Consider the following 11683-nt stretch of genomic DNA (forward strand, 5'->3'; position numbering starts at 1 on the left):
AAGTCCTTTGTTTTCATATATGGAGAATCTGTATATGAAAGCAAAGGAGTTAGACAGCGCATATATGAAAACAAAGGAGTTAGAAGAAGCAAGTCGTTAGTCATTAGTCGTTGGTCGTCGGCAAAAGCTCTCCTCCCTGAAGAGTCGGTGGTAGCTATAGGGATTCTTCCCCTTCCGCTTCACTTCGTTTCAGCGTCAGGGTCAGAATGACAAAAAAGAAAAAACAAACGGTGGTGAGACGGAAAATTCGTCTTCACCACCTACATTTTCAGGATAGCAATTTGGGTGGGGGCATCATGCCACGGTTTTGAAATTTATTTTGCGAGTGTTTTCAGGACTTTGCGGGAAAAAGGGCGCGGTGACCCCCTTGACACAAAAACGTCGTCGGCCGGTGTCAAAGATACTTTTTTCCCATAGTGAAAGAAACAGGGGGCGAGGGGCCGATTCTTTTGCATTCATGCCGGCCCTTGAGGCCATGTTTTTCCGCCTTTTCATCGCGCGCCTTCACGATCTCGGGAGGAACGAAGCGGAGCCAGGTAAGAATTCGGGTGGCGTGGTGAGCCCGAGAGAGTGACCGATAGAGCTCTGAGTGCATCGTAAGAGGGATGGAGCACGGTACTCACAATGTGACAGCTTTCGTAAGGTATCAGACAGAGCGTGCGACCAGGAACGCGGCAATAGCAAAGCATCTGCGTCAATCTCTAAGGTTGCATATGCTTATGATGATGCTGCAGCGAGAGGAACAGGGGTACCTGAAGCGTGAAGTGGCCGAGACACGAAAAAATCTGCAGTGGCAATTCAGGCAAAATCTCCCGGGGCGTGCTGCTGGTAAAAACAGAGCACGCCACCCGGAATCAGATTACCCTACGATTTAAACCCGCACTGCGGGCTAACAGTTCAAAGCCGTCCTGTGAAGTCTCTCTTGGTTAATCCTGCCTGGCCAAGGAAGAACCAGAATGTTTTCGGGTCGCCCGAGAGTTTCGCCATCTTTGCCATGGCATCCGCTGGAGGATCATTCCTCCCGGTTTCCCACCGCGAGATGGCCATGGCGCTGACACCGAGCTTGGCGCCTAGTTCGGTTTGACTGAGGTTCAATTTCTGGCGAAGTTCGTATACCGCTTTCGATAATCTGCTAACACCCATGTTGTCCCCTTTGATCGCATTGTCCACAGACGCCTTCGCTTACTCTGTGACATATATCACAGACTGCAATCTGTTACTGGAAAAGACTCTTACACGCCAACAAGCCAGCCGCAAAAGGGGCACAACCTCAGGAGTCGCACGTCGGCCAGGACAATCCGTCCAGCGCGCCGAATAAAACACAAAATGGCCGAAACGAATCCAACACGATTCCTTATCATGGACGATGAGCGAATGATCGCCGATACCCTGGAGGCGATCCTGGGACACGCCGGGTATAAAGCGCGGGCCACGTATTCCGGGGAAGAAGGTGTGGCGCTAGCGAGAACGTTCCGTCCGGACGTAGTGATTGCGGATTACCACATGCCGCCGGGGTTGAATGGAATTGAAGCCTCCGTCGCCATCAAGAAGATGTTTCCTGGAGTCCGGATCATCATGCTCTCGGGGCAGATGCTGGGGGAGGAGTTCGCGCCGTTTCGACTGAAGGGATTCAACTTCCTGCTGCTATCCAAGCCAATTCATCCTGGAGATCTAGTTGATAAGGTGCGTTGTGAGGACGTGGTAATTGACGAGTCCGTCAACAAGCAACCTCGCATTCTGAACGTTGACGACGTTGAACAGCATCGGTACTCGATCAGCCGAGTGTTAGCGCGAGCAGGTTTCGAGGTGTCAGAGGCTGAGACAGGCAAGGAAGCATTGACCAAGGCGCTGGAGATACAGCCGGACCTAATCTTGCTGGACATTCACTTGCCCGACGTCAATGGGTACGACGTCTGCAAAGAACTGCGGCGGATGCCAGAGACGGCACGCATCGCTGTGGTGCACATCACCGCATCCGACAAGAGTGCCGAAGCGGCGATGCGTTCCGCGAATGTTGGAGCAGATGAGTACCTGACACACCCGATCGTACCGAAGCGACTGGTGCATAGAATCCGCGAGTTACTCCAAATGAAGTACCTGGAGAGTGATTCGCCTTCCTCGTAGCCAAGAAGTATTCGTCCAGATCAGGTAAACAATTCCAGTCCGAAGAAGATCAGATTCGCCACAATCATTCCACCCACGGCAGCGCCAAGCCAAAAGTTTTGCCAGATTGAATTGGTAGTGCGCATGATCCGGCGATCATTCGATATCCAGAGGATGAAGAAGAGTATTGGCACGATAAAAATGCCAGCCATGACCTGCGACCAATACAACGTACGGACCGTATTGATGCCGAGATAGTTGACGACCACGGCCATGAACAAGACGGCACAGATCATCATGAAGAAGCGACGCGCCTCCCAAGGGCGACGGCTGAGTCCGTAACGCCAGTCGGCCGCTTCGGCCACGCTAAAGCAAAGTGACGCCACGAGGATGGGCAATGCGACCATCCCGGAACCGATAATGCCAAGGGCAAAAAGAATAGGACCGAGATCCCCGAGGGGGGCGAGCGCGGTTGCGGCCTGGCGAGTGGTCATGGAAGTGGGATCCGCGACATTCATGGTAGAGGCCGCGATTACAGCGCAGAGAGAGACCATGGCAGCAACGAAACATCCGACCTTGGATTCAACTTCATGGAAGGTGGCGCCGTGCTCGCGCTTGGTGCTGGTCTGCCAGACGATGACGTCGGGGGTAAGCAACGATCCAAAGAGAGCCACGACGGCCATGACATATCCAGTACCGGGGCTCAACTGCGGAAGGAGAATCCCCTTCGCGATGTGAGTAATGGAGTGATTGGAAAGCGCCGCCGCGCCGACGTAAGCAAAGAGGAACAGCGCAAGCAGAGAGAGCGTGCTGTTCACACGTTCGTATCCGGCGAGCGTAAGGATGTACCAGACGGTGAAGGCGAGGAAGGCCGGGAAATAAACAGGAGGCAGGTTCAGGATGATGGAGAGGGCTTCACTCACTGCCATGATGTCGGCAATGATCATGAGCACGTTGACGGCAACCACCATAGAAGCGAGGGTGACGGCGTATCGTTGACCGAAGTGCTCGCGGACAATCTTGAAGAGTCCGAGGCGAGTCTGGTGGCCGATGCGTGCGGAGACACCAAAGACGGACATCAGGATGGGGATGCAAAGGAGAACCACCCACCCGAGTGAAAGTCCAAAGCTGGCTCCAGCGACCGTGGCCGTAAGGACCGCGGCGGGATCGAGATCAGCCGCGCCGGCGATGATACCGGGGATGATCCGGCTGATGGCTCCCTGGCGATCTCCTCCCTCGCCAGCAATGGGGACTACCTTGCCCCGGTCAGCGGGTGAACCTCGGCGGGGCCGGGGAGAACCAGAACCGCCCCGGTTGCCAAATAGCTGAAACTGCATGCAGATAAAGACCTTAGAGCAGGAAGATTGTGGCTCCTTTCGTGTGATGGGCAGTTTGTGGCCTGAGGTTGTGCAGGAGCACGGAACGGGTTATTCCAGGTTGGAGGTACTGCAAGAGTCCGCCATTTAACTCCTGTCCTATGTAGCTGTTGGCCTGCCCCAAATTCCCAGGATTCGGGCGTCCTCAAGGTGCGACTTTTCTACAATGATCGGGTTACCAGATGAGAGGCGGGCTGAAACGCAAAATATCGGTATCGAAGTGGTAGGTTTGCGCGTCCAATAGTTAGAGCAGCTCATCGCACCATGGAAACCCGCCTTATAATGGAGTCATCCGTGAGAGCACCAAAAATCACGATGAGCCTGCGAGGGTATAAGCGTATGAAGTTCCGCGCATTCACACTCGTGGCGGCCCTGTTTCTCTCCTGCCTAGGACCCCAGGCCTTCGCACAAGACGACAAGACCTCCACCGATCAGAGCGTCCAAAAGCAGCAGGACGATAAAAACGTCCAGCAGCAGGACGACAAAGACAAAGAGAAGAAAGAAAAAAAGAGCGGTGGCAAGGACGACATCGACGCCATCGGAAACCGTAACATCGGCGGAAAAGGTCTCGGCAACTGGTACTCGCTGGAGAAAGAGATTGGGATCGGCAAGCAGTACGCCCAGGAAATCGAAGCGAGCGTAAAACTGGTGCAGGACCCGGTCGTGAACGAGTACGTGAACCGGATCGGCCAGAACCTTGTGCGCAATTCGGATGCGAAGGTTCCCTTCACCATCAAAGTGATCGATTCCGACGAAGTGAACGCCATGGCACTGCCGGGCGGCTTTTTCTACGTGAACTCGGGACTGATCCTGGCAGCGGATGACGAGTCCGAACTGGCCGGCGTGATGGCCCATGAGATTGCTCACGTGGCAGCCCGCCACCATATGCGCCAGATGACGCGTTCGCAGTTGGCAAACTTCGCCAGCATCCCGCTGATCTTCGTTGGCGGCTGGACCGGATTTGCCATTCGGAATGCAGCAGGCTTCGCCCTGCCGATGACCTTCCTGACGTTCTCGCGCGGATTCGAGCGCGAAGCGGATTATCTCGGACTGCAGTACCTGTACAAGACTGGCTACGATCCGAACGGATTCGTGTCGTTCTTTGAAAAACTGCAGGCGAAAGAGAAGAAGAAACCGGGCACGCTGGCCAAGGCCTTCTCGACGCATCCGCAAACGCCAGACCGCATCGAGGAAAGCCAGAAAGAGATCGCCAGCATTTTACCGGGCAAGGACACGTACGTCGTGAGTACCTCTGAGTTCGACCAGGTAAAAGCACGACTCGCCCAATTGGAGAACCGTCGCAAGGTGGTGGACGATAAGGGTGACAAGGCTCCGACGTTGCGTCGCACGGCGCAGGGAGACGACAAAAAATCAGGCGACAAGCAGGACGATGATCGCCCGACGTTAAAGCGTCGCGACTAAATCATCAGGTTGAAAAGACCGGCGGCTTCGGCTGCCGGTTTTCTTTTGTGCGGGTGCAGATCAACAAAAGCTAAATACGCTGGCAAGTGCTGCAAATTCTGCGGATGATAGCGACATCGGCCGGATCTGGCGACTGATACTCAAAGCCGTGACTGAAGCCCCGGCGATAGCAAACGACCGCGTGCAGTTTGAGCGGCTTGTCTGACTGGAAATCAACCGGGATCTCAAGGACGACCTTGGTTTCGGGTGGTAGCGGCTCGGCAAGAACGGCGCCGAGTCCACCTTCTGAAATGTCACGAGTACGTCCGTAGATGAGCTTCCGGCTGCCGTCCTCGAGTGCGACTATGACGCGCTTGTCAAAGAGGAAGCGCGGAAGCTTGCGTCGATTCTGACGCTGCACCTCTTCGACCGCGTTCCGTGGACGGAGCGCTTCCAGGGTGGAGAGCATGCCGATCTGGCTGGCTAGTTCCCTGCGCATGCGCGTGATCTTGAACTGCTGGTAGAAGGCGAAAGCGTCGAAAAGAAGGACCATCCCCAGTAGCGCCTGAAGCGTCAGGTCGAGTTGGTTGATGGAAACCACATCCGGACGCATGGCGGGATACGCAAGCGAAAACAGGCCCGCAGTGAGGGCGAGGCTGATGATGAGAACGGTGCTCCATCGCCACCACTCCCACCGTTCAAGGCTGGCCATGCGGGCGATCGTTTCTTTTAATCCTGCTTCGAAGCTCAGATGGTTGTTCTCATTCAACGGTGATTCTCCGCTTTAACTCTGGCGCGTAGTCTATCGCGGAGAGCGTTCGTGTCAATGAATAGCAAGGTACATTCCAATATGTGAACCGAATTGGGAACTTACAGAAGCGGGCACAGATCCTGCGAGCGGCCCTCGTTGGCGCTTGCCAATTGTGGCCCTGAGAGTCGAAACTGATGATTCGTTCAAAGGTCAAACAAGTAAGCTGACATGCCTATTATTCGAATCGCATTCCTGTGGCACCAGCACCAGCCGTTCTACAAAGACCTGATCACAGGTGAGTACCGTCTTCCGTGGGTTCGTCTGCACGCATTGAAGGACTACTACGGGATGGTGAAGTTGCTTGATGAGTTTCCGGGAGTTCATCAGACCTTCAACCTTGTGCCGTCTCTGATCTGGCAGATTCAGGAGTATGTGTCGGGGAATGCGCGCGATCCGTTCCTGACGGTGGCGTCGAAAGCGGCTGCGGACCTGAACATGGAACAAAGGCGCTTCGCACTGGCATATCTTTTCCAGGCGAATCCGAGCCGAATGATCGGGCGCTATCCGCGATACCAGGAGCTGTTTCATCGCTTTGAGGTCGCGGGACACAACCCGGAGAAAGCGCTGGATTCTTTCCAGACGCAAGATATTGCCGACCTGCAGGTGTTGTCGCAGATCGCGTGGTTCGACGAATACTTTTTGAAAGAACCGGAGGTAGCGAGGCTCATCGCGAAAGGCCGGGATTATTCGCCCGAAGACCAGCAGATGGTTCTTGAATGGCAGCGGCGAATCCTGGCGGCGGTGTTGCCGGCACACGAGCAGGCGGCAAGCAAAGGTTCGATCGAACTCTCGACTTCCCCGTTCTATCACCCGATCCTCCCGTTGATTTGCGATTCGAACCAGGGAGCAGTATCGGTTCCCGGACTGCCGTTGCCCACGAGGTTTCGCCGTCCGGACGACGCGCGTGAACAGATCAAGCGTGGACTCGATCTGCACGAGAAAGTGTTTGGGAAGCGTCCGGTGGGATTGTGGCCGTCGGAAGGAAGCGTGTCCGAAGAGGCGGTGGCTATCGCGGCGGAACTCGGCCTGAAGTGGATGGCGACGGATGAAGGCGTGCTTGGGCGGACGATCGACGTGGCTTTTGACCGGTCGAACGAGGGGAGGCTGCGTCCTGAGCAGGCGGTTCAACTCTACACGCCGTATCAGTACCGCAAGGGCAGCACGAAGATGAAGATGATCTTCCGTGACCATACGCTGAGCGACCTGATCGGGTTCGTGTACTCGGGCATGCCGGCGGTGGAAGCGGCGAATCACTTCATCCGCAGCATCAAGGATTGCGCCAAACCTGTTCTGGATAAGGGACATGATGCATTCATCCCGATCATCCTCGACGGCGAGAATGCATGGGAGTTCTACCACGAGTCAGGGCGGGAGTTCCTGCGGCGGGTGTACGACGCGATCCAGCATGATCCATCGATGCAAGCGTTGACGATGAGCGAAGCGCTGAAGGAGCACAAATCGCCTCCGGTGCTGGAGAATCTGGTTCCGGGATCGTGGATCAATGCGAACTTCAATGTCTGGATCGGCGCTCCGGAAGATAACAAGGCCTGGGACTACCTGAATGAGGCGCGAGCGTTCTATGACCGCGCCGCCGCGAATGCGGATCCGGAGAAGGCGAAGCTGGCGTTTGAGGAGTTGCTAATCGCCGAGGGGTCTGATTGGAACTGGTGGTACGGGCCGGAACATCATTCGGCGAACGACCGTGACTTCGACGAGCTTTACCGCAAGCATTTGTCGAACGTATATCAGTTGCTGGGGGCGGAGGTTCCACTTTACCTTGCGCAACCGATTGCGGCAGGAGCGGTGCGTCCGGTGTACTCGCCGCAGACAGCGTATATTCGTCCGCGGATTGGGACGGGAGTGATCCGGTATTTCGACTGGCTGGGAGCCGCGATCTACAACGCCGATCGCCATACCAGCGCCATGCACGGAAAACAATTCCTGCTGGACGCACTCTACGCGGGCGTGGATGAGAACAACCTATATGGACGGCTGGACTTCTGCGAAATGCCAACCGGGCCGGTGCAGTTGAATGTGAACATTGATATCCAGTCGAAAGGGCAGGTACACAGCGGCTGGCGTCTGATGGCGGAGCTGGACAAGTCGGTGCAACGCTGGGAGCTCCGGGATACGGATTCGGACAAGATCGTTTTGAAGTCCGAAGATCAACCGAATGGGATGCAGGTCACGATGACGCGGACATTCGAATTCAAGATGCCGCTGACGGCCTTACGCGCGGAGCAAGGAAGCAGCATCCATTTGCGGTTCAGCTTGTGGCGGGAAGGGCTACCGATCGATGCCCTGCCTGTGGAGGGCGCGGTGCAACTGCATGTCGTCAGTGAAGAAGAGCTGCAGAGCGAACTCTACAACTACAGCGTGAGCAGCTAAAGATAAAGGCGGGCGCCGAACGCCCGCCTTACTTTTCAGGCCGATTTTCCGACCTGCTTAATCACCTTCTACCTGGCTTAACTGCATCGGACGGCTCAACTCCAGGACGATCTCCGTTCCGGAGGGCAGGATGGCCGATTTGGTTTTCGTGAGCCAATGGACAACGGCTGCGCCGGCGCCAATCGTCGCGCCAATCAGCATCCCCTTGCCACCACCGGCCGCTACGCCAATGCCCGCGCCGACGCCGGCAGCCGCAGCCGTTTCGATCTTGTCAGTGCGATCGAAACCGTCGGCCTTGATCTCGCCTTCGTCATTTACGTCAACCGCCGGACGGTTCGAGGTATCCACGACGACGGCCGTCAACCGATACTGCTTGCCGTCGGGTAACGTCACAAGGCGCGGGAGCAGATCTAGCGTTCCTGTTCCCCGGATGCGGCGCGACTCTTCGGCCTTCGCAACATCACCTTCGACGGCGGAACCCACCGGAATTACGATCTTGCCATTCAGCCTGACTGGTTCCACCACACGGCCGCCGAAGCGATCTCCGCGTTTGCTGGTGAAAGAGGCGAGCGTGGTTTCGAGCTTCATCTTGATGGCAGTGCCGACCGGAAGTGCCCATTCGCCATTGGATCGTGCAGTCGGCGTTAACGCCTGTTGCGTGGTTTGCGACTTGTGAGGAACGGCAGCGGACGGCTTGTTGTCCGCAATCTGCTGTTGAGCCATGGCACCGGAAACCAGCGCCAACGTAAGCAGTGCAGCGTACTTCTTCATGCAGGCTCCTTTCGAAGCGGGGGAATCATTCGTTCGCAGCCCGTTTCAAAGCGTCTAAGACTTCTTCCACCGGCGCACGGTCGGTCTGACTGGCGCCGACATACAAGTAACGAACCTTCTGGTCGCGCCCGATGACAAACGTTGCAGGACGCGCGATGTTAATGGCATCCACTCCCAACCGGTGGTAAACGCCATAGGCCTTGGTTACAGCACGGTCTTCGTCGAGTAGAAAAGGAAATGAGGCCGGATGTTCATCCAGGAATTTCGTTGGATTAAACATGCCATCCTTCTTCTCCGCTGCGATGTAGACGAGCGCGCCGCCAATTTCTTCAATGGTCTTTTTCCAGGGCTCCAACTGAGCCATGCGCTTTACGCAGTTCGGTCACCAGGTACCGCGCAAGAACTCGACGACAACGGGGCCTGACTCCAGAACTGTCCGCAGCGAAATCGCCTGAGGCATATTCGCCGCCAACAGCATGAATTCCGGAGCACGATCACCCACCTTCAACGTGCTACTTTCTCTTGCCATCCAGTGGACTGTAAAACAGGGGAGAAAACCGGACAATACCGGAAGAAACTGGGGAACCAAAAGAAGCAGCAGCGGGACGGATGAGTGGGACGAGAGGGCTCGAAAAAGAGTAAAGCCGCCGATAGTTCGGCGGCTGCTGAGAGATGCGGTTTGCTAGGCGGCCGGAATTTTCAATTCCTGTCCGGCGCGAATCTTATCGGGATCGGCGATGTTGTTTGCCTTGGCGATTTTCATGTAGTCGTTCGTGTTTCCGTAGAACGACTTGCTGATCTTGGAGAGGCTATCACCGGATTTAACAACGTACATGGTTCCCTGCCCCACGCTGATGTCGTGCTTCAGGTCGGCGAAGTTTGAATCGATCTTCTTGATCTCGTCCCACGCTTGATTTTTCAGGTGCTCGGTGGGCGCTGTCGCCGAGAGCACGGCTTTTCCATTCTCGACGTGAAAGTGCTGAACCTGGAATCCGTGACCGGACATGAAGTCCGCTACGGGCTGGTATTTGTTCTTGAGTTCCTGATCAGTCATTGCTCGGCTCCTTCTCTGGGTGGATGTGAGATGTTTTTGGAGTTTCGGAACTGAGACGGACTTACATTACCTGAGATCGCCCCAGATCGCACAAGGATGCGCGAGGTTTTGCACAGGCGAAGAGATTCTTAGAGAAGCCTTAACGCGGTAAGCCGTAGGATTGCCAGAGTTTGAACCACGGACTGGAGGCCAGCGCCTGATCGTGCCGGCGATTGGCAGCTTCCCGGTCGGCAGGAGAAGACGGTCTGCCGTCGGGCAGTGCGAAAATGCGCTCCAGCCACTCTATTTCGGCGATGGTCTTTTCGGGATCCATATCCTGAACTGATCTTACCAGTTGGATGCACATTCGAAGACGAGCAACTTACAAATTGATCGGTGCATATCTGTAAGGGTGAAGGAAAAGCGAGCTAATGAGGCATCTCGCCGACTCCGCGGCTGGCAGGAAATTGCGGCATTCCTTGGGCAGCCAGTCGAGGTGGCCCAACGATGGGGACGTTCAGGAATGCCGACTCGCCGGGAGGGTCGCTACGTGGTTGCTGACTCGGCTGAGCTAAGCCAATGGTTGGGTCGTGAGGCTCATCTTGCTGCTCCAGCACAAATCGCTTCGGAGAGAAGCGACCTGATGGCGGATCTACGGAAGTCCCTGCAACTTAGAAAGCGCAAGTAACGCTGGAAACGTTTCGGCTGGCTGTGCAAGGGAGAGGGTCAGGTGCTTATGCCTGTGAAGAGCATCCCTATGTCACGTTCCGTATGCACCTGTCAGAGGCCATTAGGCAGAATTTAGCCGGAGCTGCTCGTTATAGACTGCCCTCCACCCCCGTCCCGCAAACAGCCCCTGCGTTTTCCAGTGCCACCTTCGCCAGCACAAAGAATAAAAATGAGAAGCGGAAACTGTTTCGCGATCAACCTTGCATTTCCGAGACTATCGAGGGCGTGCTCGACTTTGTCGAAGCAGAGAGAGTTCATGAGAAGCTTCTTAGGCCTGATTTGTTTTTCGTTCTGTGAAGAAGTCGACAGGAACCAAACGCCAACAGGCTTAGCACAAGCACCGCAATGCTGTTAGGTTCTGGAATGGCTCTGTAAATCCCGCTCGGCAACTCCACAAATTCTGTGTGTGACCCGTAATTGGCGTACACATTGGCTCCGTCCAACAAAAACTCGCCCACGCACCCTTCATAAAGACATATCACCGTTCCGTAGACCTGACTTTCATTGTTAATCTTGAGCGGAACTGTGCCCATTATTCCAACCCCCATCCCGGGATATGGATCACCGTATCGCCAAAACGCGTACCGCACCTGCTCAAGTAAAGAATTTAGGTCTTGCGGAACCCCTAGGGTCGATGAAAATCCATTCTGAATCGGCTCTGCTGACCGGTTCAGACGGCTATACCCAACGTATTCACCTTTTGAATTAACAGACGTGGGATGTATCTGAACATCTGGGTCGTAGCCGAACTGGCTGACAGGCTTGAGATCGATGTATTGTTCCCCGTCGTAAAGAAATCCCCACATTGTCATCCTGTCATGTTCGAAGGTGTAGAGACTACAACGGATAAATATGCACTCTTCCTCGGTAAACTGGTGACTGTACGTTCCAACGCTATATCTCCCGCTAATTGCCGTTACGACGGTCGTTCCCGGAATGGCTCCGGGAAATTCCAGACTATCGGCATGTAATGAATCTACGAGAACGAAAGTAAGGAGAAGTACTACAGAGGACACCAGAACTCTTCGATGCATGGACGTTCTCCAGTTCACATTTCTGGAGTTCTCGGGG

11 protein-coding genes and 1 pseudogene are annotated in these 11683 nt (G+C 55.2%); 3 read left to right on the plus strand and 9 right to left on the minus strand.

Going from position 1 to position 11683, the window contains the following annotated elements:
• Positions 1–897 precede the first annotated feature (897 nt).
• Complete coding sequence (locus VN577_11120) at positions 898–1143, minus strand: helix-turn-helix transcriptional regulator (GenBank protein HWR15374.1); 246 nt, start codon at positions 1141–1143, stop codon at positions 898–900.
• Positions 1144–1359: 216 nt separating this feature from the next.
• On the opposite strand from VN577_11120, the gene VN577_11125 reads away from it, so the two are divergent.
• Positions 1360–2124, plus strand: coding sequence for a response regulator (locus VN577_11125; GenBank protein ID HWR15375.1), 765 nt, complete (start codon positions 1360–1362; stop codon positions 2122–2124).
• 20 nt (positions 2125–2144) lie between these two features.
• On the opposite strand, the gene VN577_11130 is transcribed toward VN577_11125, so the two are convergent.
• Positions 2145–3440, minus strand: coding sequence for a divalent metal cation transporter (locus VN577_11130; GenBank protein ID HWR15376.1), 1296 nt, complete (start codon positions 3438–3440; stop codon positions 2145–2147).
• A gap of 333 nt (positions 3441–3773) precedes the next feature.
• On the opposite strand from VN577_11130, the gene VN577_11135 reads away from it, so the two are divergent.
• Positions 3774–4901 carry a M48 family metallopeptidase gene (locus VN577_11135; GenBank protein ID HWR15377.1) on the plus strand — a complete coding sequence of 376 codons (1128 nt, stop codon included), beginning with the start codon at positions 3774–3776 and terminating at the stop codon, positions 4899–4901.
• A gap of 70 nt (positions 4902–4971) precedes the next feature.
• On the opposite strand, the gene VN577_11140 is transcribed toward VN577_11135, so the two are convergent.
• On the minus strand, positions 4972–5649 hold the full coding sequence (locus tag VN577_11140; protein HWR15378.1) for a PilZ domain-containing protein: 678 nt from the start codon (positions 5647–5649) through the stop codon (positions 4972–4974).
• A 210-nt stretch (positions 5650–5859) separates the two neighbouring features.
• Here VN577_11140 and VN577_11145 point away from each other — a divergent pair, with 210 nt between their 5' ends.
• Positions 5860–8079: a glycoside hydrolase family 57 protein gene (locus VN577_11145; protein ID HWR15379.1), complete on the plus strand. Its 2220-nt coding sequence runs from the start codon at positions 5860–5862 to the stop codon at positions 8077–8079.
• 57 nt (positions 8080–8136) lie between these two features.
• On the opposite strand, the gene VN577_11150 is transcribed toward VN577_11145, so the two are convergent.
• From VN577_11150 to VN577_11175, 6 genes and pseudogenes are all read right to left on the minus strand, one after another.
• A complete protein-coding gene (locus VN577_11150; protein HWR15380.1) occupies positions 8137–8850 on the minus strand; it encodes a hypothetical protein in 714 nt (237 codons plus the stop codon).
• Positions 8851–8875: 25 nt separating this feature from the next.
• A pseudogene (locus tag VN577_11155) lies at positions 8876–9220 on the minus strand (redoxin family protein).
• Between the two features lie 12 nt (positions 9221–9232).
• Positions 9233–9379 carry a hypothetical protein gene (locus tag VN577_11160; protein ID HWR15381.1) on the minus strand — a complete coding sequence of 49 codons (147 nt, stop codon included), beginning with the start codon at positions 9377–9379 and terminating at the stop codon, positions 9233–9235.
• A gap of 153 nt (positions 9380–9532) precedes the next feature.
• On the minus strand, positions 9533–9904 hold the full coding sequence (locus tag VN577_11165) for a LysM peptidoglycan-binding domain-containing protein (protein ID HWR15382.1): 372 nt from the start codon (positions 9902–9904) through the stop codon (positions 9533–9535).
• 139 nt (positions 9905–10043) lie between these two features.
• Positions 10044–10217, minus strand: a complete 174-nt coding sequence (locus VN577_11170; protein ID HWR15383.1) for a hypothetical protein — start codon at positions 10215–10217, stop codon at positions 10044–10046.
• Between the two features lie 649 nt (positions 10218–10866).
• The gene (locus VN577_11175; GenBank protein ID HWR15384.1) at positions 10867–11646 is read right to left on the minus strand and encodes a hypothetical protein; all 780 of its coding nucleotides are present in this window, start codon (positions 11644–11646) and stop codon (positions 10867–10869) included.
• Positions 11647–11683: the final 37 nt, after the last annotated feature.

This window comes from Terriglobales bacterium (genome assembly GCA_035561515.1).
Lineage (GTDB): Bacteria > Acidobacteriota > Terriglobia > Terriglobales > Acidobacteriaceae > DATMXP01.

Coding starts and splice junctions, on each gene's coding strand:
- VN577_11130 (HWR15376.1), bottom strand. CDS start 3,440: ATGCAGTTTCAGCTATTTGGCAACCGGGGCGGTTCTGGTTCTCCCCGG.
- VN577_11170 (HWR15383.1), bottom strand. CDS start 10,217: ATGGATCCCGAAAAGACCATCGCCGAAATAGAGTGGCTGGAGCGCATT.
- VN577_11165 (HWR15382.1), bottom strand. CDS start 9,904: ATGACTGATCAGGAACTCAAGAACAAATACCAGCCCGTAGCGGACTTC.
- VN577_11125 (HWR15375.1), top strand. CDS start 1,360: ATGGACGATGAGCGAATGATCGCCGATACCCTGGAGGCGATCCTGGGA.
- VN577_11160 (HWR15381.1), bottom strand. CDS start 9,379: ATGGCAAGAGAAAGTAGCACGTTGAAGGTGGGTGATCGTGCTCCGGAA.
- VN577_11145 (HWR15379.1), top strand. CDS start 5,860: ATGCCTATTATTCGAATCGCATTCCTGTGGCACCAGCACCAGCCGTTC.
- VN577_11120 (HWR15374.1), bottom strand. CDS start 1,143: ATGGGTGTTAGCAGATTATCGAAAGCGGTATACGAACTTCGCCAGAAA.
- VN577_11175 (HWR15384.1), bottom strand. CDS start 11,646: ATGCATCGAAGAGTTCTGGTGTCCTCTGTAGTACTTCTCCTTACTTTC.
- VN577_11150 (HWR15380.1), bottom strand. CDS start 8,850: ATGAAGAAGTACGCTGCACTGCTTACGTTGGCGCTGGTTTCCGGTGCC.